Here is a 20,494-nt window from a genome sequence, read left to right on the forward strand (position 1 = left end):
TGAAGATGGAAAGCAAATACTATTTTCTAAATAAATTGGATTGCATTACAATAAGGTTAATGAAAATGAAAAAGGATGATAACATGACACAACGCAGGCCGATGGGCATCAAAATTCCTTTTACGAAAGATGCATTTTTGAAAAGATACGAACAATTAACTGCTCGTGAAACACATCATGTGCTTCTTGAAAGTGCGCGCGGCGGTTATTATAGCATCGCTGGTATTCACCCGATCGCTAAAGCGAAGGGGAAAGATGGAATGACGACTATCCATTATCAAGATGAGGTGCTGTTCAAAGAAGGTGATCCATTCAGAGCCTTTACGGATTGGTTTCAAACCCTTCGAACCGAAACGAACGACGAATACCCCGACTTTCAAGGCGGAGCAATTGGGTTTTTAAGCTACGATTATGCTAGATACATCGAACATTTTAAGATGCTGTCAATTGATGATCTTCAAACACCAGACCTTTATTTCCTCGTATTTAACGATGTTGCAGTTTTTGATCATAAAGAGCACGCGCTGTGGCTGATTACGCACATAGAGGAAACGGAATCAGTGAGTAAAGCGAACCAAAGGCTTGAAGAATGGAAGCAAAAATGGACAAGCTCTTCAGAAGAATCAGCACAATCACCTGTCAGTGAACCTTCCACAGAATTTGTACCAGCAGCACCATTCACTGAAGAAACCTTTGGGGAAGCAGTAGAGAAAATTAAGCAATATATCGCAAACGGTGATGTGTTCCAAGTGAACTTATCCATCAGACAAGATGAACAGCTTCACACTCATCCGTATGATCTATACAAAACGTTACGTCAAGTCAATCCATCTCCTTACATGTCTTACCTGCATACGCCTGACTTCCAAATTGTTTGTGGATCTCCAGAGCTGCTTATTAAGAAAAAAGGAACTCAGCTAGAAACAAGACCAATTGCCGGAACAAGATCACGAGGCAAAGACGACGCTGAGGATCAAGCTCTGGCAAAAGAGCTCATCGAAAATGAAAAAGAACGCGCAGAGCATGTGATGCTTGTTGACCTTGAGCGGAATGACCTTGGACGCGTATCCACTTATGGATCCGTAAAAGTGAACGAATTTATGGCGATTGAGAAATATTCACACGTGATGCATATTGTATCCAATGTACAAGGAGAGCTGCGTGATGAATGTGACGCGGTAGATGTTATGAGAGCTGTATTCCCAGGTGGAACGATTACAGGTGCTCCAAAAGTAAGGACGATGGAAATCATAGAAGAACTTGAGCCAACAAGACGTGGGCTTTATACTGGATCTATAGGCTGGTTTGGATTCAATCACGATATGCACTTTAATATCGTCATTCGTACTGCGTATTGTACAGAAGGAAAAGCCTTTATGCAGTCAGGTGCGGGGATCGTCATAGATTCTGTCCCAAAACACGAATATAAAGAATCGATTAAAAAAGCCTATGCAGTGAAAAAAGCATTACAGCTGAGCAAAGAAGAGACTATTTTGAGTTAGAGGTGAGCAGAGTATGATTTTAATGATTGATAATTATGATTCATTTACGTACAACCTGGTCCAGTATTTAGGTGAGCTTGGAGAAGAATTGATCGTAAAACGGAATGATCAAGTAACCATTCAAGAAATTGAAGAGCTCAAGCCGGATTTCCTCATGATTTCTCCAGGGCCATGCAGTCCTGATGAAGCGGGAATTAGTATGGAGGCGATCAAGCACTTTGCAGGAAGTATTCCGATCTTCGGTGTGTGTCTAGGCCACCAATCCATCGCACAAGTCTTTGGCGGGGATGTCGTTCGAGCAGAGCGCTTAATGCACGGTAAAACGTCAGAGATTAAACATGATGGAAAAGGTGTCTTCACAGGACTTCAAAATCCGCTCGTTGCAACGAGATATCATTCATTAATTGTCAAAAACGAGACATTGCCAGAATGCTTTGACGCAACAGCCAGCACAAAAGAAGGCGAGCTCATGGCGATTCGCCATAAAGAACTGCCGATTGAAAGTGTGCAATTCCATCCTGAATCGATTATGACGTCCTTCGGAAAAGAAATGCTGAAAAATTTCATTGAAACCTATCGTAAAAAGGGGCATGAAGTAAACGCATGATCATTTATCTGAACGGTCAGTATATAGAGGAGAAAGACGCGACTCTTTCTCCTTTTGATCATGGTTTTCTATATGGCATCGGTGTGTTCGAAACTTTTACCAGCCTGGCAGGACAAGTCTTCCTGTTAGATTGGCATCTTGAAAGGCTCAATCAATCATTACGTGACCTTTGCATCGAATCCACAATAGAGAAACCATTTGTACTCGACATCATTTATACTTTACTGAATAAAAACCAAATAGCCGGCGGCCATGCGAGAATTCGCTTGAATGTTTCTGCGGGCAGAGGCAATGGGTTTTCAGCAGATCCTTATGAAGAGCCTGTCGTTTTTGTCATGATCTCTCCATTCCGTCCAGAATCTATTTTAGATGAGAAAAAGGGAGTCATTCTTCAAACAAGAAGAAATACACCAGAAGGGCCAAGGCGCCTCAAGTCTCATCACTATATGAACAACCTGCTCGCGAAAAGAGAAGTGGGGAACGACCCGGCGTTAGAAGGCATCTTTTTAACGAAAGAAGATGATGTGGCAGAAGGTATTACCTCGAATGTTTTTTGGCGGAAAGATGATGTGGTCTATACACCGTCACTTGATACAGGCATTTTAAATGGAGTCACTCGTCGATACTGTATGGAAACGCTCCACGCGATGGGGATCTCGCTAAAGGAAGGACGATACCCAGTCTCACATTTGCTCTCAGCTGATGAGGTATGGATGACTAATTCTGTTCAGGGAGTTGTACCTTTCGGGAGTATAGGAGACATCCACTTGCCCAAAAACAGCCGGACCATCTCAACAAAGTTAAGAATGCAATACACAAAAGAACGTCAAGACCATAAAGAGTAGGTGGACACAATGACACAACAATTGATAAAACAGCCTAAAATCATACAGGCCAAGCATCACACCCTTAGCTATGAAGACAAGACATTGGTCATGGGCATTTTAAATGTCACTCCTGACTCTTTTTCAGATGGAGGAAAGTTTAATCAAGTAGATAAAGCGCTGGCTCATGCAGCGCAACTGATAGAAGACGGGGCGCATATTATTGATATTGGCGGAGAATCGACTCGCCCGGGAGCGGCACTTGTCTCGGAAGAAGAGGAGCTTTCAAGGGTCATTCCTGTCATTGAGAAGATCACAAAAGAATTAGATGTACCTATCTCTATTGATACGTATAAAGCCCGTGTCGCAGATGAAGCGGTGAAAGCTGGAGCCTCCATCATTAATGATGTATGGGGAGCGAAGGCAGATCCCCAAATGGCACATGTGGCAGCGAAGCACAATGTCCCAATCATTTTAATGCACAATCGGCCAGAACGAAACTACACACATCTGATTTCAGATATGATCGCCGATTTGAAAGAAAGTGTCCAAATTGCCCAGCAAGCGGGTGTCCGCGATGACATGATTATATTAGATCCAGGTGTAGGATTTGCGAAAAATAAAGAGGACAACCTGAAGGTCATGAATGAACTCGAACATTTTTGTCACCTTGGGTATCCACTGCTGCTAGCTACATCACGAAAACGATTCATTGGTGCTGTTTTAGACCTGCCTCCTGAAGAACGTACTGAAGGAACAGGTGCGACAGTTTGCCTTGGGATTCAAAAGGGCAGTGCGATGGTCCGTGTACATGATGTAAAAGAAATTGCAAGAATGGCAAAAATGATGGATGCTATGCTGAATAAGGGAGGCGCTTATCATCGATAAAGTATATGTAAATGGAATGGAATTTTACGGGTACCATGGTGTATTTGCAGAAGAAAATAAATTAGGGCAGCGATTCCGCGTGGACTTAACAGCTTCACTTGATTTAAGTAAAGCCGGACAAACTGATGACCTCAATGAGACCATCAACTATGCAGAGCTTTACCAAATCTGCAAAAGCATTGTAGAAGGTGAGCCGGTCAATCTCGTTGAAACACTGACAGAAAGAATTGCAAACCAAGTGTTAAAGGACTTTCCGACAGTTCAGGAATGTACAGTGAAGGTGATCAAACCAGATCCGCCAATTCCAGGACACTATCAGTCCGTTGCAATTGAAATGACGAGATCGCGCACATGAACAATACAGCATACATCGCATTAGGCTCAAACATAGGTAAAAAAGAAACCTATTTAAAAGAAGCCGTCAAAAAACTGCATGAACATCCAGAGGTTCAAGTGGAATTAATCTCATCGATATATGAAACAGCACCTGTAGGATATGAAAACCAAGATGACTTTTTAAACATGGCCGTGAAAATTACCACTTCACTTCGTCCGGAGGAACTACTGTCTCTTACTCAGAAAATCGAGCAGGAGTTAGGCAGAACAAGAGAAGTGAGATGGGGACCACGAACGGCTGACCTTGACATTTTACTTTATAATCGTGAAAATATTGAAACAGAACAACTTGTAGTACCGCATCCTAGAATGTACGAACGTTTATTCGTTCTTGTCCCGATGAGTGAGATTTGCCCAGAAATCGGCGAAGTACAAATAAATGCCGTAACAGACCAAGAAGGTGTAAGCATATGGAAAAAGACATGTGGGGTAGAAGAATTCGTGCATACCGAAAGCTAAAAGGGTATACTCAGGAAGGGTTCGCGAAAAGACTGGGCATCTCTGTCTCTGTCTTAGGAGAAATTGAGCGAGGCAATCGATTACCAACAAACCAATTGGTTGGTCAAATAGCAGATGCTTTAAATATAACGGTGGAAGAACTTTCGCCAATTCTTGAAGAAGAAAGGAGGGGGAAAAATGTTTAAAATCGGAGATATCGAGATTAAAAACAAAGTAGTGCTCGCACCAATGGCTGGTGTGTGCAACTCTGCCTTCAGACTGACGGTGAAAGAGTTTGGAGCGGGCTTAGTCTGCGCTGAAATGGTCAGTGACAAAGCGATCCTGATCAACAACGCGAGAACAATGGGTATGCTATACATTGATGAACGGGAAAAGCCTTTGAGCCTTCAGATATTTGGAGGGGAAAAAGACACACTCGTCGAAGCGGCAAAGTTCGTAGACCAGAATACCACAGCTGATATTATTGATATTAACATGGGCTGTCCTGTACCAAAGATTACGAAATGTGATGCAGGAGCGAAATGGCTCCTTGATCCAAACAAGATTTATGAAATGGTCTCTGCTGTCGTAGAAGCTGTAGACAAACCAGTTACTGTGAAAATGAGAATGGGCTGGGACGAAGACCATATCTTTGCTATCGACAATGCCCGTGCTGTTGAACGAGCAGGTGGACAAGCGGTTGCGCTTCACGGACGGACACGCGTGCAAATGTACGAAGGAACAGCGAATTGGGATATTATTAAAGAGGTTAAACAATCTGTTTCAATTCCTGTCATCGGCAATGGCGATGTCAAAACCCCTCAAGATGCAAAACGTATGCTTGATGAAACGGGTGTGGACGCTGTCATGATTGGAAGAGCTGCACTAGGAAACCCGTGGATGATTTATCGAACGGTTCATTATTTAGAAACGGGTGAACTGAAAGAAGAGCCAAACGTGCGTGAGAAAATGTCAGTGTGCAAGCTTCACTTAGACAGACTCATCGATCTAAAAGGCGAGCATGTGGCTGTTAGAGAAATGAGAAAGCACGCAGCATGGTACTTAAAAGGTGTCCGAGGCAATGCGGACGTAAGAAATCAAATCAATCAAAGTGAAACGAGAGCGGAGCTTGTACAAGTTCTTGATGACTTTACGATCGAAGCCGAGGCAAAAGAGCTTCAAAGTATAAAAGTAGGATAAGATTATCTTTCTTTTTGTAGCTCACTGCTAGTGCATGTACTGGCAGTTTTTCTGCTTTTCTCTGCAAAATACATTATTGGAGTGATATAAATGAGTAATGAAGGGCTTAATAACGAAGAATTAAATGACCAATTCCAGGTCAGACGTGACAAAATGAATAAAATGAGAGAAGAGGGTATCGATCCATTCGGTGAACGATATGACCGTTCTCATCAATCTGCGCAAATTATCGCTGAATATGACGAGTTTTCTAAAGAAGACTTAGAAGGAAAAGCGGCTCAAGTAACAATCGCTGGACGTATGATGACAAAGCGCGGAAAAGGTAAAGCTGGCTTTGCGCATATTCAAGACCTAGAAGGACAAATTCAAATCTATGTACGTAAAGATAGTGTAGGGGAAGAAGCTTACGAATTATTTAAAAGCTCAGACCTAGGCGATATCATCGGTGTAACAGGGACTGTTTTTAAAACAAATGTCGGAGAACTTTCTATTAAAGCGACTAGCTTTGAGGTTCTGACAAAAGCACTTCGCCCGCTTCCTGATAAATATCATGGATTAAAAGATGTTGAACAACGCTATCGTCAGCGCTACCTTGACCTCATTGTAAATCCAGAAAGTAAGCAGACATTCATTATGCGAAGCAAAATCATTCAATCCATGAGAAGATACTTGGATTCTAAAGGATACTTAGAAGTTGAAACACCAACAATGCACAGCATTCCTGGTGGTGCATCGGCGCGTCCTTTCATTACTCATCACAATGCACTTGATATGCCGCTTTATATGCGTATTGCGATCGAACTGCACTTAAAACGCCTAATTGTCGGTGGTCTAGAGAAAGTATACGAGATTGGCCGCGTATTCCGTAATGAAGGTGTATCGACTCGTCATAACCCAGAATTCACTATGATCGAACTGTATGAAGCATACGCAGACTACAAAGACATCATGAATCTGACTGAAAACTTGATTGCCCATATTGCCCAAGAGGTGCTGGGAACAACAACCATTCAATATGGAGAAGATGAAATTGATCTCAAACCTGAATGGAAGAGACTGCATATGGTTGAAGCGGTCAAAGAAGCAACAGGTGTAGACTTCTGGCAGGAGATGTCTATAGAAGAAGCAAAACAGCATGCTGCTGATCATGGTGTTGAAATCACGAAAAATATGACAGTAGGTCATATTATCAATGAGTTCTTCGAGCAAAAAGTAGAAGAAACATTGGTTCAGCCTACATTCATTTACGGACATCCAGTGGAGATTTCTCCATTAGCTAAGAAAAATCCTGAAGATCCTCGCTTCACAGATCGCTTTGAGCTGTTTATCGTGCGCCGTGAGCATGCAAATGCATTCACAGAGCTAAACGATCCAATTGATCAAAGAGAACGCTTTGAAGCTCAATTAAAAGAACGTGAAGAAGGAAATGACGAAGCACATCTAATGGATGACGATTTTGTTGAAGCATTAGAATACGGCATGCCTCCAACAGGTGGTTTAGGAATCGGGATCGACCGATTAATCATGCTTTTAACAAATTCTCCATCAATCAGAGATGTACTGCTTTTCCCGCAAATGAGAAACCGCTAATACATCAATCAAAGCGCCATTTTATCTATGGCGCTTTTTATTTTTCATAAAATGAAACTTTTTTTAAAAAAACTATTGCAAGGAAAGATTCCAGGTGGTATATTATTATTCGTTGCCGCAAAACAGCAACGAGGTTAAAAAAAGAAATTGAAAAAAGTTCTTGACTTTAACCGATGCAAAATGGTAAGATATTAAAGTCGCTTACGAGCGATAACGAACATGATCTTTGAAAACTAAACAAGACAAAACGTACCTGTTAATTCGAGTTTTTATAAAAAATCCTATGATACTTCATAGGTAGTCAGTCAAACTGGCGAAAAGCAAAACTTCGGTTTTGTACTTTTTCGGAGAGTTTGATCCTGGCTCAGGACGAACGCTGGCGGCGTGCCTAATACATGCAAGTCGAGCGGACAGAAGGGAGCTTGCTCCCGGATGTTAGCGGCGGACGGGTGAGTAACACGTGGGTAACCTGCCTGTAAGACTGGGATAACTCCGGGAAACCGGAGCTAATACCGGATAGTTCCTTGAACCGCATGGTTCAAGGATGAAAGACGGTTTCGGCTGTCACTTGCAGATGGACCCGCGGCGCATTAGCTAGTTGGTGGGGTAATGGCTCACCAAGGCGACGATGCGTAGCCGACCTGAGAGGGTGATCGGCCACACTGGGACTGAGACACGGCCCAGACTCCTACGGGAGGCAGCAGTAGGGAATCTTCCGCAATGGACGAAAGTCTGACGGAGCAACGCCGCGTGAGTGATGAAGGTTTTCGGATCGTAAAGCTCTGTTGTTAGGGAAGAACAAGTGCGAGAGTAACTGCTCGCACCTTGACGGTACCTAACCAGAAAGCCACGGCTAACTACGTGCCAGCAGCCGCGGTAATACGTAGGTGGCAAGCGTTGTCCGGAATTATTGGGCGTAAAGGGCTCGCAGGCGGTTTCTTAAGTCTGATGTGAAAGCCCCCGGCTCAACCGGGGAGGGTCATTGGAAACTGGGAAACTTGAGTGCAGAAGAGGAGAGTGGAATTCCACGTGTAGCGGTGAAATGCGTAGAGATGTGGAGGAACACCAGTGGCGAAGGCGACTCTCTGGTCTGTAACTGACGCTGAGGAGCGAAAGCGTGGGGAGCGAACAGGATTAGATACCCTGGTAGTCCACGCCGTAAACGATGAGTGCTAAGTGTTAGGGGGTTTCCGCCCCTTAGTGCTGCAGCTAACGCATTAAGCACTCCGCCTGGGGAGTACGGTCGCAAGACTGAAACTCAAAGGAATTGACGGGGGCCCGCACAAGCGGTGGAGCATGTGGTTTAATTCGAAGCAACGCGAAGAACCTTACCAGGTCTTGACATCCTCTGACAACCCTAGAGATAGGGCTTTCCCTTCGGGGACAGAGTGACAGGTGGTGCATGGTTGTCGTCAGCTCGTGTCGTGAGATGTTGGGTTAAGTCCCGCAACGAGCGCAACCCTTGATCTTAGTTGCCAGCATTCAGTTGGGCACTCTAAGGTGACTGCCGGTGACAAACCGGAGGAAGGTGGGGATGACGTCAAATCATCATGCCCCTTATGACCTGGGCTACACACGTGCTACAATGGACAGAACAAAGGGCTGCAAGACCGCAAGGTTTAGCCAATCCCATAAATCTGTTCTCAGTTCGGATCGCAGTCTGCAACTCGACTGCGTGAAGCTGGAATCGCTAGTAATCGCGGATCAGCATGCCGCGGTGAATACGTTCCCGGGCCTTGTACACACCGCCCGTCACACCACGAGAGTTTGCAACACCCGAAGTCGGTGAGGTAACCTTTATGGAGCCAGCCGCCGAAGGTGGGGCAGATGATTGGGGTGAAGTCGTAACAAGGTAGCCGTATCGGAAGGTGCGGCTGGATCACCTCCTTTCTAAGGATATATGGAGCAGCGTACGTTTTCGTCTTGTTTAGTTTTGAAGGATCATTCCTTCAAAACATGTCTCTAGCGAGACAGGATTGTTCTTTGAAAACTAGATAACAATAAGTAATACATTCACATTGAATGCAATGCAAAGTTCATCACACATAGTGATTCTTTCTAAAGTAAGAAATGGTTAAGTTAGAAAGGGCGCACGGTGGATGCCTTGGCACTAGGAGCCGATGAAGGACGGGACGAACACCGATATGCTTCGGGGAGCTGTAAGCAAGCTTTGATCCGGAGATTTCCGAATGGGGAAACCCACTGCTCGTAATGGAGTAGTATCCATACTTGAATACATAGAGTATGAGAAGGCATACCCGGGGAACTGAAACATCTAAGTACCCGGAGGAAGAGAAAGCAAATGCGATTCCCTGAGTAGCGGCGAGCGAAACGGGAACAGCCCAAACCAAGAGGCTTGCCTCTTGGGGTTGTAGGACACTCTATACGGAGTTACAAAGGAATGATATAAGCGAAGAGGTCTGGAAAGGCCCGCCAAAGAAGGTAACAGCCCTGTAACTGAAATGTTGTTCTCTCCAGAGTGGATCCTGAGTACGGCGGAACACGTGAAATTCCGTCGGAATCCGGGAGGACCATCTCCCAAGGCTAAATACTCCCTAGTGACCGATAGTGAACCAGTACCGTGAGGGAAAGGTGAAAAGCACCCCGGAAGGGGAGTGAAATAGATCCTGAAACCGTGTGCCTACAAGTAGTCAGAGCCCGTTAACGGGTGATGGCGTGCCTTTTGTAGAATGAACCGGCGAGTTACGATCCCGTGCAAGGTTAAGCAGAAGATGCGGAGCCGCAGCGAAAGCGAGTCTGAATAGGGCGCATGAGTACGTGGTCGTAGACCCGAAACCAGGTGATCTACCCATGTCCAGGGTGAAGTTCAGGTAACACTGAATGGAGGCCCGAACCCACGCACGTTGAAAAGTGCGGGGATGAGGTGTGGGTAGGGGTGAAATGCCAATCGAACCTGGAGATAGCTGGTTCTCTCCGAAATAGCTTTAGGGCTAGCCTCAAGGTAAGAGTCTCGGAGGTAGAGCACTGATTGGACTAGGGGCCCCTACCGGGTTACCGAATTCAGTCAAACTCCGAATGCCGATGACTTATCCTTGGGAGTCAGACTGCGAGTGATAAGATCCGTAGTCGAAAGGGAAACAGCCCAGACCGCCAGCTAAGGTCCCAAAGTATACGTTAAGTGGAAAAGGATGTGGAGTTGCTTAGACAACCAGGATGTTGGCTTAGAAGCAGCCACCATTTAAAGAGTGCGTAATAGCTCACTGGTCGAGTGACTCTGCGCCGAAAATGTACCGGGGCTAAACGTATCACCGAAGCTGCGGACTGTTCTTACGAACAGTGGTAGGAGAGCGTTCTAAGGGCTGTGAAGCCAGACCGGAAGGACTGGTGGAGCGCTTAGAAGTGAGAATGCCGGTATGAGTAGCGAAAGACGGGTGAGAATCCCGTCCACCGAATGCCTAAGGTTTCCTGAGGAAGGCTCGTCCGCTCAGGGTTAGTCGGGACCTAAGCCGAGGCCGAAAGGCGTAGGCGATGGACAACAGGTTGATATTCCTGTACCACCTCCTCACCATTTGAGCAATGGGGGGACGCAGGAGGATAGGGTAAGCGCGGTATTGGATATCCGCGTCCAAGCAGTTAGGCTGGGAAATAGGCAAATCCGTTTCCCATAAAGGCTGAGCTGTGATGGCGAGCGAAATTTAGTAGCGAAGTTCCTGATTCCACACTGCCAAGAAAAGCCTCTAGCGAGGTGAGAGGTGCCCGTACCGCAAACCGACACAGGTAGGCGAGGAGAGAATCCTAAGGTGATCGAGAGAACTCTCGTTAAGGAACTCGGCAAAATGACCCCGTAACTTCGGGAGAAGGGGTGCTTCTTAGGGTGTTAAAGCCCCGAGAAGCCGCAGTGAATAGGCCCAGGCGACTGTTTAGCAAAAACACAGGTCTCTGCGAAGCCGTAAGGCGAAGTATAGGGGCTGACGCCTGCCCGGTGCTGGAAGGTTAAGAGGAGCGCTTAGCGTAAGCGAAGGTGCGAATTGAAGCCCCAGTAAACGGCGGCCGTAACTATAACGGTCCTAAGGTAGCGAAATTCCTTGTCGGGTAAGTTCCGACCCGCACGAAAGGCGCAACGATCTGGGCACTGTCTCAACGAGAGACTCGGTGAAATTATAGTACCTGTGAAGATGCAGGTTACCCGCGACAGGACGGAAAGACCCCGTGGAGCTTTACTGCAGCCTGATATTGAATGTTGGTACAGCTTGTACAGGATAGGTAGGAGCCTTGGAAACCGGAGCGCTAGCTTCGGTGGAGGCATCGGTGGGATACTACCCTGGCTGTATTGACCTTCTAACCCGCTGCCCTTATCGGGCAGGGAGACAGTGTCAGGTGGGCAGTTTGACTGGGGCGGTCGCCTCCTAAAATGTAACGGAGGCGCCCAAAGGTTCCCTCAGAATGGTTGGAAATCATTCGCAGAGTGTAAAGGCACAAGGGAGCTTGACTGCGAGACCTACAAGTCGAGCAGGGACGAAAGTCGGGCTTAGTGATCCGGTGGTTCCGCATGGAAGGGCCATCGCTCAACGGATAAAAGCTACCCCGGGGATAACAGGCTTATCTCCCCCAAGAGTCCACATCGACGGGGAGGTTTGGCACCTCGATGTCGGCTCATCGCATCCTGGGGCTGTAGTCGGTCCCAAGGGTTGGGCTGTTCGCCCATTAAAGCGGTACGCGAGCTGGGTTCAGAACGTCGTGAGACAGTTCGGTCCCTATCCGTCGCGGGCGCAGGAAATTTGAGAGGAGCTGTCCTTAGTACGAGAGGACCGGGATGGACGCACCGCTGGTGTACCAGTTGTTCTGCCAAGGGCATCGCTGGGTAGCTATGTGCGGACGGGATAAGTGCTGAAAGCATCTAAGCATGAAGCCCCCCTCAAGATGAGATTTCCCATTCCGCAAGGAAGTAAGATCCCTGAAAGATGATCAGGTTGATAGGTCTGAGGTGGAAGCGTGGTGACACGTGGAGCTGACAGATACTAATAGATCGAGGACTTAACCTATATTCTAATGTGAAGCATGAACATTGTTATCTAGTTTTGAGAGAACATTCTCTCCATCAGGTTTGGTGGCGATAGCGAAGAGGTCACACCCGTTCCCATACCGAACACGGAAGTTAAGCTCTTCAGCGCCGATGGTAGTTGGGGGTTTCCCCCTGTGAGAGTAGGACGCCGCCAAGCTTCTATAAGGATCAGTTCCAGTCGGAACTGGTCTTTTTTGTGTTTTGCATGACTTGCTTCTATATAATAGGTTCTTAAAGTGAAAATACGTTGTTCCCTCGTTGATTGCTAAATGAATCAAAATTTACGCTCTTTCAATTTAACATGTCGGTCATCATATGAACCAGCAGCTCAAATTATCAAGGGTCTACACTAAAAGCATAGAAAACCTCACCTTCGGCTAAATAGATATAGAAAGGCGATGTATAGGGTCACTAAATAGAAAGACCTCATTCCGAAAGGTATGGTCAGCTATTGTTGCATTTCCAATTTAAAAGGATAGAAAAAATGAAAGAAACAATACTCATTTTATTTCTCCTGTTAAAATTATTTGAAGCAGTAGAAAAATGATGTGAAACGATTTTGTTGAAAAATAGTAAAGACCAGCAGTATTTTCACACTTTTTTATGCAAAAAAGATTTCTCAGAAAAATAAAATAATAACAGAATTTCTTTTTTGAATGTTTTTATCCAGAGATATATGAAATAAAATCAAGGGTATGAAAGCTTCGAAATAGCTGTTTTCAAAGGAATAAAGCCTTATTAGTACTCTTTTTAACAAAAAAACATAAAAAAATGAAAAAAAGGCTTTTAAAATGATGAGACAAGTGGTAAACTTCTTTAGGTGCCTTAACGAAAAGATGAAAAAACAGCTTTAAAATAAATTCAAAAATTATTTTAAAAAAGTCTTTACAAACAATATCTTATCGTTATATAATACTATTTGTCAGATCGAGAGACACTTCGAAACGACACAATATGGAGGATTAGCTCAGCTGGGAGAGCATCTGCCTTACAAGCAGAGGGTCGGCGGTTCGAGCCCGTCATCCTCCACCATATTTATTCTTACATAATGTTAGGATAGATAAAGCCGGTGTAGCTCAACTGGTAGAGCAACTGACTTGTAATCAGTAGGTTGGGGGTTCAAGTCCTCTTGCCGGCACCACTTTCATATGGTAAGATAGACAAGTCGCTTTTAAAGCGAGCCATTAGCTCAGTTGGTAGAGCATCTGACTTTTAATCAGAGGGTCGAAGGTTCGAGTCCTTCATGGCTCACCATGTTTCATGCGGGTGTGGCGGAATTGGCAGACGCGCTAGACTTAGGATCTAGTGTCTTTATGACGTGGGGGTTCAAGTCCCTTCACCCGCATTGCCAAATAAAATAAAGAAATCCTGTAATGCGGAAGTAGTTCAGTGGTAGAACACCACCTTGCCAAGGTGGGGGTCGCGGGTTCGAATCCCGTCTTCCGCTTATACCATCCACGCCGGGGTGGTGGAATTGGCAGACACACAGGACTTAAAATCCTGCGGTAGGTGACTACCGTGCCGGTTCAAGTCCGGCCCTCGGCATTATAAATAAGCGCCCGTAGCTCAATTGGATAGAGCGTTTGACTACGGATCAAAAGGTTAGGGGTTCGACTCCTCTCGGGCGCGCCATTAAGATCGGGAAGTAGCTCAGCTTGGTAGAGCACTTGGTTTGGGACCAAGGGGTCGCAGGTTCGAATCCTGTCTTCCCGACCATCTTTTATGGGGCCTTAGCTCAGCTGGGAGAGCGCCTGCCTTGCACGCAGGAGGTCAGCGGTTCGATCCCGCTAGGCTCCACCAATATGATCTTTGAAAACTAAACAAGACAAAACGTACCTGTTAATTCGAGTTTTTATAAAAAAATCCTATGAAACTTCATAGGTAGTCAGTCAAACTGGCGAGGCAGGAAATGATCACATGCTAAGTTCGCTACATCGTGTAGCAACGCATGTGTGATATGCATCCTGCATACCTCGGAGAGTTTGATCCTGGCTCAGGACGAACGCTGGCGGCGTGCCTAATACATGCAAGTCGAGCGGACAGAAGGGAGCTTGCTCCCGGATGTTAGCGGCGGACGGGTGAGTAACACGTGGGTAACCTGCCTGTAAGACTGGGATAACTCCGGGAAACCGGAGCTAATACCGGATAGTTCCTTGAACCGCATGGTTCAAGGATGAAAGACGGTTTCGGCTGTCACTTGCAGATGGACCCGCGGCGCATTAGCTAGTTGGTGGGGTAATGGCTCACCAAGGCGACGATGCGTAGCCGACCTGAGAGGGTGATCGGCCACACTGGGACTGAGACACGGCCCAGACTCCTACGGGAGGCAGCAGTAGGGAATCTTCCGCAATGGACGAAAGTCTGACGGAGCAACGCCGCGTGAGTGATGAAGGTTTTCGGATCGTAAAGCTCTGTTGTTAGGGAAGAACAAGTGCGAGAGTAACTGCTCGCACCTTGACGGTACCTAACCAGAAAGCCACGGCTAACTACGTGCCAGCAGCCGCGGTAATACGTAGGTGGCAAGCGTTGTCCGGAATTATTGGGCGTAAAGGGCTCGCAGGCGGTTTCTTAAGTCTGATGTGAAAGCCCCCGGCTCAACCGGGGAGGGTCATTGGAAACTGGGAAACTTGAGTGCAGAAGAGGAGAGTGGAATTCCACGTGTAGCGGTGAAATGCGTAGAGATGTGGAGGAACACCAGTGGCGAAGGCGACTCTCTGGTCTGTAACTGACGCTGAGGAGCGAAAGCGTGGGGAGCGAACAGGATTAGATACCCTGGTAGTCCACGCCGTAAACGATGAGTGCTAAGTGTTAGGGGGTTTCCGCCCCTTAGTGCTGCAGCTAACGCATTAAGCACTCCGCCTGGGGAGTACGGTCGCAAGACTGAAACTCAAAGGAATTGACGGGGGCCCGCACAAGCGGTGGAGCATGTGGTTTAATTCGAAGCAACGCGAAGAACCTTACCAGGTCTTGACATCCTCTGACAACCCTAGAGATAGGGCTTTCCCTTCGGGGACAGAGTGACAGGTGGTGCATGGTTGTCGTCAGCTCGTGTCGTGAGATGTTGGGTTAAGTCCCGCAACGAGCGCAACCCTTGATCTTAGTTGCCAGCATTCAGTTGGGCACTCTAAGGTGACTGCCGGTGACAAACCGGAGGAAGGTGGGGATGACGTCAAATCATCATGCCCCTTATGACCTGGGCTACACACGTGCTACAATGGACAGAACAAAGGGCTGCAAGACCGCAAGGTTTAGCCAATCCCATAAATCTGTTCTCAGTTCGGATCGCAGTCTGCAACTCGACTGCGTGAAGCTGGAATCGCTAGTAATCGCGGATCAGCATGCCGCGGTGAATACGTTCCCGGGCCTTGTACACACCGCCCGTCACACCACGAGAGTTTGCAACACCCGAAGTCGGTGAGGTAACCTTTATGGAGCCAGCCGCCGAAGGTGGGGCAGATGATTGGGGTGAAGTCGTAACAAGGTAGCCGTATCGGAAGGTGCGGCTGGATCACCTCCTTTCTAAGGATATATGGAGCAGCGTACGTTTTCGTCTTGTTTAGTTTTGAAGGATCATTCCTTCAAAACATGTCTCTAGCGAGACAGGATTGTTCTTTGAAAACTAGATAACAATAAGTAATACATTCACATTGAATGCAATGCAAAGTTCATCACACATAGTGATTCTTTCTAAAGTAAGAAATGGTTAAGTTAGAAAGGGCGCACGGTGGATGCCTTGGCACTAGGAGCCGATGAAGGACGGGACGAACACCGATATGCTTCGGGGAGCTGTAAGCAAGCTTTGATCCGGAGATTTCCGAATGGGGAAACCCACTGCTCGTAATGGAGTAGTATCCATACTTGAATACATAGAGTATGAGAAGGCATACCCGGGGAACTGAAACATCTAAGTACCCGGAGGAAGAGAAAGCAAATGCGATTCCCTGAGTAGCGGCGAGCGAAACGGGAACAGCCCAAACCAAGAGGCTTGCCTCTTGGGGTTGTAGGACACTCTATACGGAGTTACAAAGGAATGATATAAGCGAAGAGGTCTGGAAAGGCCCGCCAAAGAAGGTAACAGCCCTGTAACTGAAATGTTGTTCTCTCCAGAGTGGATCCTGAGTACGGCGGAACACGTGAAATTCCGTCGGAATCCGGGAGGACCATCTCCCAAGGCTAAATACTCCCTAGTGACCGATAGTGAACCAGTACCGTGAGGGAAAGGTGAAAAGCACCCCGGAAGGGGAGTGAAATAGATCCTGAAACCGTGTGCCTACAAGTAGTCAGAGCCCGTTAACGGGTGATGGCGTGCCTTTTGTAGAATGAACCGGCGAGTTACGATCCCGTGCAAGGTTAAGCAGAAGATGCGGAGCCGCAGCGAAAGCGAGTCTGAATAGGGCGCATGAGTACGTGGTCGTAGACCCGAAACCAGGTGATCTACCCATGTCCAGGGTGAAGTTCAGGTAACACTGAATGGAGGCCCGAACCCACGCACGTTGAAAAGTGCGGGGATGAGGTGTGGGTAGGGGTGAAATGCCAATCGAACCTGGAGATAGCTGGTTCTCTCCGAAATAGCTTTAGGGCTAGCCTCAAGGTAAGAGTCTCGGAGGTAGAGCACTGATTGGACTAGGGGCCCCTACCGGGTTACCGAATTCAGTCAAACTCCGAATGCCGATGACTTATCCTTGGGAGTCAGACTGCGAGTGATAAGATCCGTAGTCGAAAGGGAAACAGCCCAGACCGCCAGCTAAGGTCCCAAAGTATACGTTAAGTGGAAAAGGATGTGGAGTTGCTTAGACAACCAGGATGTTGGCTTAGAAGCAGCCACCATTTAAAGAGTGCGTAATAGCTCACTGGTCGAGTGACTCTGCGCCGAAAATGTACCGGGGCTAAACGTATCACCGAAGCTGCGGACTGTTCTTACGAACAGTGGTAGGAGAGCGTTCTAAGGGCTGTGAAGCCAGACCGGAAGGACTGGTGGAGCGCTTAGAAGTGAGAATGCCGGTATGAGTAGCGAAAGACGGGTGAGAATCCCGTCCACCGAATGCCTAAGGTTTCCTGAGGAAGGCTCGTCCGCTCAGGGTTAGTCGGGACCTAAGCCGAGGCCGAAAGGCGTAGGCGATGGACAACAGGTTGATATTCCTGTACCACCTCCTCACCATTTGAGCAATGGGGGGACGCAGGAGGATAGGGTAAGCGCGGTATTGGATATCCGCGTCCAAGCAGTTAGGCTGGGAAATAGGCAAATCCGTTTCCCATAAAGGCTGAGCTGTGATGGCGAGCGAAATTTAGTAGCGAAGTTCCTGATTCCACACTGCCAAGAAAAGCCTCTAGCGAGGTGAGAGGTGCCCGTACCGCAAACCGACACAGGTAGGCGAGGAGAGAATCCTAAGGTGATCGAGAGAACTCTCGTTAAGGAACTCGGCAAAATGACCCCGTAACTTCGGGAGAAGGGGTGCTTCTTAGGGTGTTAAAGCCCCGAGAAGCCGCAGTGAATAGGCCCAGGCGACTGTTTAGCAAAAACACAGGTCTCTGCGAAGCCGTAAGGCGAAGTATAGGGGCTGACGCCTGCCCGGTGCTGGAAGGTTAAGAGGAGCGCTTAGCGTAAGCGAAGGTGCGAATTGAAGCCCCAGTAAACGGCGGCCGTAACTATAACGGTCCTAAGGTAGCGAAATTCCTTGTCGGGTAAGTTCCGACCCGCACGAAAGGCGCAACGATCTGGGCACTGTCTCAACGAGAGACTCGGTGAAATTATAGTACCTGTGAAGATGCAGGTTACCCGCGACAGGACGGAAAGACCCCGTGGAGCTTTACTGCAGCCTGATATTGAATGTTGGTACAGCTTGTACAGGATAGGTAGGAGCCTTGGAAACCGGAGCGCTAGCTTCGGTGGAGGCATCGGTGGGATACTACCCTGGCTGTATTGACCTTCTAACCCGCTGCCCTTATCGGGCAGGGAGACAGTGTCAGGTGGGCAGTTTGACTGGGGCGGTCGCCTCCTAAAATGTAACGGAGGCGCCCAAAGGTTCCCTCAGAATGGTTGGAAATCATTCGCAGAGTGTAAAGGCACAAGGGAGCTTGACTGCGAGACCTACAAGTCGAGCAGGGACGAAAGTCGGGCTTAGTGATCCGGTGGTTCCGCATGGAAGGGCCATCGCTCAACGGATAAAAGCTACCCCGGGGATAACAGGCTTATCTCCCCCAAGAGTCCACATCGACGGGGAGGTTTGGCACCTCGATGTCGGCTCATCGCATCCTGGGGCTGTAGTCGGTCCCAAGGGTTGGGCTGTTCGCCCATTAAAGCGGTACGCGAGCTGGGTTCAGAACGTCGTGAGACAGTTCGGTCCCTATCCGTCGCGGGCGCAGGAAATTTGAGAGGAGCTGTCCTTAGTACGAGAGGACCGGGATGGACGCACCGCTGGTGTACCAGTTGTTCTGCCAAGGGCATCGCTGGGTAGCTATGTGCGGACGGGATAAGTGCTGAAAGCATCTAAGCATGAAGCCCCCCTCAAGATGAGATTTCCCATTCCGCAAGGAAGTAAGATCCCTGAAAGATGATCAGGTTGATAGGTCTGAGGTGGAAGCGTGGTGACACGTGGAGCTGACAGATACTAATAGATCGAGGACTTAACCTATATTCTAATGTGAAGCATGAACATTGTTATCTAGTTTTGAGAGAACATTCTCTCCATCAGGTTTGGTGGCGATAGCGAAGAGGTCACACCCGTTCCCATACCGAACACGGAAGTTAAGCTCTTCAGCGCCGATGGTAGTTGGGGGTTTCCCCCTGTGAGAGTAGGACGCCGCCAAGCTTCTATAAGGATCAGTTCCAGTCGGAACTGGTCTTTTTTGTGTTTTTGAGAGGTTTGATACCATATAAATGTGGAAATAATATTGTTAGTTGAGCGATTATCTTGAAAAATCGATCGAAAAAATTTATAGTAAGATTAAAGTCAAATATAGTCAAAGTCAATGGAGGAGGAGGCGGAGTGGCACAAAATATTTCTGATATCATCGAGCAGTATTTGAAGGAAGTCTTGGATCAGAACGGTCGAGAAATATTAGAAATTAAGCGCAATGAAATTGCAGATAAATTTCAATGCGTACCTTCACAAATTAACTATGTTATCAATACACGCTTTACGAGCGAGAGAGGCTATATCGTTGAAAGTAAGCGTGGCGGCGGTGGCTATATCCGCATCATTAAAGTCAAAATGAATGATGAAGTCGACTTATTGAACAACATTATTTCCCAAATATATCATCGTTTATCACAGGCTGCATCTGATCATATCATCATGCGTCTTGTTGAAAATAACATTTTATCTGAAAGAGAAGCTAAGATGATGATTAGTGTCATGGACCGTTCTGTATTGCATATTGATTTACCTGAACGTGATGAACTGCGTGCTCGGATGATGAAAGCGATGTTAAATGCTCTGAAATTAAAGTAAAGCGGGTGAAAAGATTGATTTGTCAAGAATGTAATGAGAGACCAGCCACTTTTCACTTTACGAAAGTTATAAATGGAGAAAAACAAGAAATGCACATATGTGAACAATGTGCAAAAGAAAACAGTGATTCATATGCTATGAGTGGAAACCAAGGTTTCTCGATTCACAACTTATTATCAGGCTTATTGAATATTGATCCTAGCTTCACCACAAGTGCTAACAAGGGCTCGTCTATTTTTCAAGAAGCGAAAGAAGTGGATCAATGTCCTAAGTGTGGCTTAACCTTTCAGCAGTTCAGAAAAACAGGCCGATTTGGCTGTGCAGAATGCTATCGTACATTTGATCAGTATCTGAACCCTGTTTTAAGGAAAGTCCATAGTGGAAATACAGTCCATAATGGAAAAGTCCCAAAACGAATTGCCGGCAGCCTGCATGTTCGCCGGAAACTTGAGTTAATGCAGCAAGAGCTGAAGCAGCTGATTGAACAAGAAGAGTTCGAAAAGGCAGCGGAAGTTCGAGATCAAATTCGTGCATTAGAGCATGAGCAATCTCAGCAGAGGGAGGGAGATTAACGA

The 20,494-nt window shown here is 46.9% G+C and carries 11 protein-coding genes, 9 tRNA genes and 6 rRNA genes; all 26 read left to right on the top strand.

The genetic code is table 11. From position 1 onward, the window contains the following. The first annotated feature begins 83 nt into the window (after positions 1 to 83). Positions 84 to 1,502, top strand: a complete 1,419-nt coding sequence (locus H7F25_RS18065; protein ID WP_185854032.1) for an anthranilate synthase component I family protein — start codon at positions 84 to 86, stop codon at positions 1,500 to 1,502. A 13-nt stretch (positions 1,503 to 1,515) separates the two neighbouring features. After that, positions 1,516 to 2,109, top strand: a complete 594-nt coding sequence (gene pabA / locus H7F25_RS18070) for an aminodeoxychorismate/anthranilate synthase component II (RefSeq protein ID WP_024425656.1) — start codon at positions 1,516 to 1,518, stop codon at positions 2,107 to 2,109. After that, positions 2,106 to 2,954 carry an aminodeoxychorismate lyase gene (gene pabC, locus H7F25_RS18075; RefSeq protein WP_024427181.1) on the top strand — a complete coding sequence of 283 codons (849 nt, stop codon included), beginning with the start codon at positions 2,106 to 2,108 and terminating at the stop codon, positions 2,952 to 2,954. Before pabA ends, pabC begins: the two co-directional genes overlap by 4 nt. Before the next feature lie 9 nt (positions 2,955 to 2,963). Continuing rightward, positions 2,964 to 3,821, top strand: coding sequence for a dihydropteroate synthase (gene folP, locus H7F25_RS18080; RefSeq protein ID WP_034622855.1), 858 nt, complete (start codon positions 2,964 to 2,966; stop codon positions 3,819 to 3,821). After that, entirely contained in the window at positions 3,814 to 4,176 is a 363-nt protein-coding gene (folB, locus tag H7F25_RS18085) for a dihydroneopterin aldolase (RefSeq protein ID WP_024425659.1), read from the top strand. Before folP ends, folB begins: the two co-directional genes overlap by 8 nt. Then, positions 4,173 to 4,676 (top strand): 2-amino-4-hydroxy-6-hydroxymethyldihydropteridine diphosphokinase, encoded by a 504-nt coding sequence (gene folK / locus H7F25_RS18090; protein WP_024425660.1) that lies wholly within the window; start codon positions 4,173 to 4,175, stop codon positions 4,674 to 4,676. The genes folB and folK overlap by 4 nt, the downstream gene beginning before the upstream one ends. Further along, positions 4,628 to 4,861: a helix-turn-helix domain-containing protein gene (locus tag H7F25_RS18095; protein ID WP_024425661.1), complete on the top strand. Its 234-nt coding sequence runs from the start codon at positions 4,628 to 4,630 to the stop codon at positions 4,859 to 4,861. The genes folK and H7F25_RS18095 overlap by 49 nt, the downstream gene beginning before the upstream one ends. Beyond that, positions 4,854 to 5,855, top strand: a complete 1,002-nt coding sequence (gene dusB, locus H7F25_RS18100) for a tRNA dihydrouridine synthase DusB (RefSeq protein ID WP_024425662.1) — start codon at positions 4,854 to 4,856, stop codon at positions 5,853 to 5,855. The genes H7F25_RS18095 and dusB overlap by 8 nt, the downstream gene beginning before the upstream one ends. A 90-nt stretch (positions 5,856 to 5,945) precedes the next feature. Next, positions 5,946 to 7,445: a lysine--tRNA ligase gene (gene lysS, locus H7F25_RS18105; protein ID WP_024427180.1), complete on the top strand. Its 1,500-nt coding sequence runs from the start codon at positions 5,946 to 5,948 to the stop codon at positions 7,443 to 7,445. 341 nt (positions 7,446 to 7,786) lie between these two features. Next, a 16S ribosomal RNA gene (locus tag H7F25_RS18110) occupies positions 7,787 to 9,335 on the top strand. A 182-nt stretch (positions 9,336 to 9,517) separates the two neighbouring features. Beyond that, positions 9,518 to 12,448 (top strand): 23S ribosomal RNA (locus H7F25_RS18115). A 61-nt stretch (positions 12,449 to 12,509) separates the two neighbouring features. Continuing rightward, positions 12,510 to 12,625 (top strand): 5S ribosomal RNA (gene rrf, locus H7F25_RS18120). A 799-nt stretch (positions 12,626 to 13,424) separates the two neighbouring features. Next, a tRNA-Val gene (locus H7F25_RS18125) sits at positions 13,425 to 13,500 on the top strand. A 33-nt stretch (positions 13,501 to 13,533) separates the two neighbouring features. Then, positions 13,534 to 13,609: transfer RNA gene (locus tag H7F25_RS18130), tRNA-Thr, on the top strand. A 37-nt stretch (positions 13,610 to 13,646) separates the two neighbouring features. After that, positions 13,647 to 13,722, top strand: a tRNA-Lys gene (locus H7F25_RS18135). Positions 13,723 to 13,730: 8 nt separating this feature from the next. Further along, a tRNA-Leu gene (locus H7F25_RS18140) sits at positions 13,731 to 13,813 on the top strand. A gap of 30 nt (positions 13,814 to 13,843) precedes the next feature. Continuing rightward, positions 13,844 to 13,915: transfer RNA gene (locus tag H7F25_RS18145), tRNA-Gly, on the top strand. 12 nt (positions 13,916 to 13,927) lie between these two features. Then, positions 13,928 to 14,013 (top strand) — tRNA-Leu (locus H7F25_RS18150). Between the two features lie 10 nt (positions 14,014 to 14,023). After that, positions 14,024 to 14,100: transfer RNA gene (locus H7F25_RS18155), tRNA-Arg, on the top strand. 7 nt (positions 14,101 to 14,107) lie between these two features. Continuing rightward, positions 14,108 to 14,184: transfer RNA gene (locus H7F25_RS18160), tRNA-Pro, on the top strand. 8 nt (positions 14,185 to 14,192) lie between these two features. Beyond that, a tRNA-Ala gene (locus H7F25_RS18165) sits at positions 14,193 to 14,268 on the top strand. 170 nt (positions 14,269 to 14,438) lie between these two features. After that, positions 14,439 to 15,987: ribosomal RNA gene (locus H7F25_RS18170) — 16S ribosomal RNA — on the top strand. A gap of 182 nt (positions 15,988 to 16,169) precedes the next feature. Next, positions 16,170 to 19,100: ribosomal RNA gene (locus H7F25_RS18175) — 23S ribosomal RNA — on the top strand. Between the two features lie 61 nt (positions 19,101 to 19,161). Continuing rightward, positions 19,162 to 19,277, top strand: a 5S ribosomal RNA gene (rrf, locus tag H7F25_RS18180). The 16S, 23S and 5S rRNA genes sit together here with 9 tRNA genes alongside, the layout of an rRNA operon. A gap of 177 nt (positions 19,278 to 19,454) precedes the next feature. Next, a complete protein-coding gene (locus H7F25_RS18185) occupies positions 19,455 to 19,919 on the top strand; it encodes a CtsR family transcriptional regulator (RefSeq protein WP_003217184.1) in 465 nt (154 codons plus the stop codon). Between the two features lie 14 nt (positions 19,920 to 19,933). Beyond that, positions 19,934 to 20,491, top strand: a complete 558-nt coding sequence (locus H7F25_RS18190; protein ID WP_024425862.1) for a protein-arginine kinase activator protein McsA — start codon at positions 19,934 to 19,936, stop codon at positions 20,489 to 20,491. Positions 20,492 to 20,494: the final 3 nt, after the last annotated feature.

The organism is Bacillus sp. PAMC28571 (assembly GCF_014250435.1).
Lineage (GTDB): Bacteria > Bacillota > Bacilli > Bacillales > Bacillaceae > Bacillus > Bacillus safensis.

Excerpts from the sequence above, each read along its gene's own strand:
- H7F25_RS18065 (WP_185854032.1), top strand. The coding sequence starts at position 84 with ATGACACAACGCAGGCCGATGGGCATCAAAATTCCTTTTACGAAAGAT.
- pabA (WP_024425656.1), top strand. The coding sequence starts at position 1,516 with ATGATTTTAATGATTGATAATTATGATTCATTTACGTACAACCTGGTC.
- pabC (WP_024427181.1), top strand. The coding sequence starts at position 2,106 with ATGATCATTTATCTGAACGGTCAGTATATAGAGGAGAAAGACGCGACT.
- folP (WP_034622855.1), top strand. The coding sequence starts at position 2,964 with ATGACACAACAATTGATAAAACAGCCTAAAATCATACAGGCCAAGCAT.
- folK (WP_024425660.1), top strand. The coding sequence starts at position 4,173 with ATGAACAATACAGCATACATCGCATTAGGCTCAAACATAGGTAAAAAA.
- H7F25_RS18095 (WP_024425661.1), top strand. The coding sequence starts at position 4,628 with ATGGAAAAAGACATGTGGGGTAGAAGAATTCGTGCATACCGAAAGCTA.
- dusB (WP_024425662.1), top strand. The coding sequence starts at position 4,854 with ATGTTTAAAATCGGAGATATCGAGATTAAAAACAAAGTAGTGCTCGCA.
- lysS (WP_024427180.1), top strand. The coding sequence starts at position 5,946 with ATGAGTAATGAAGGGCTTAATAACGAAGAATTAAATGACCAATTCCAG.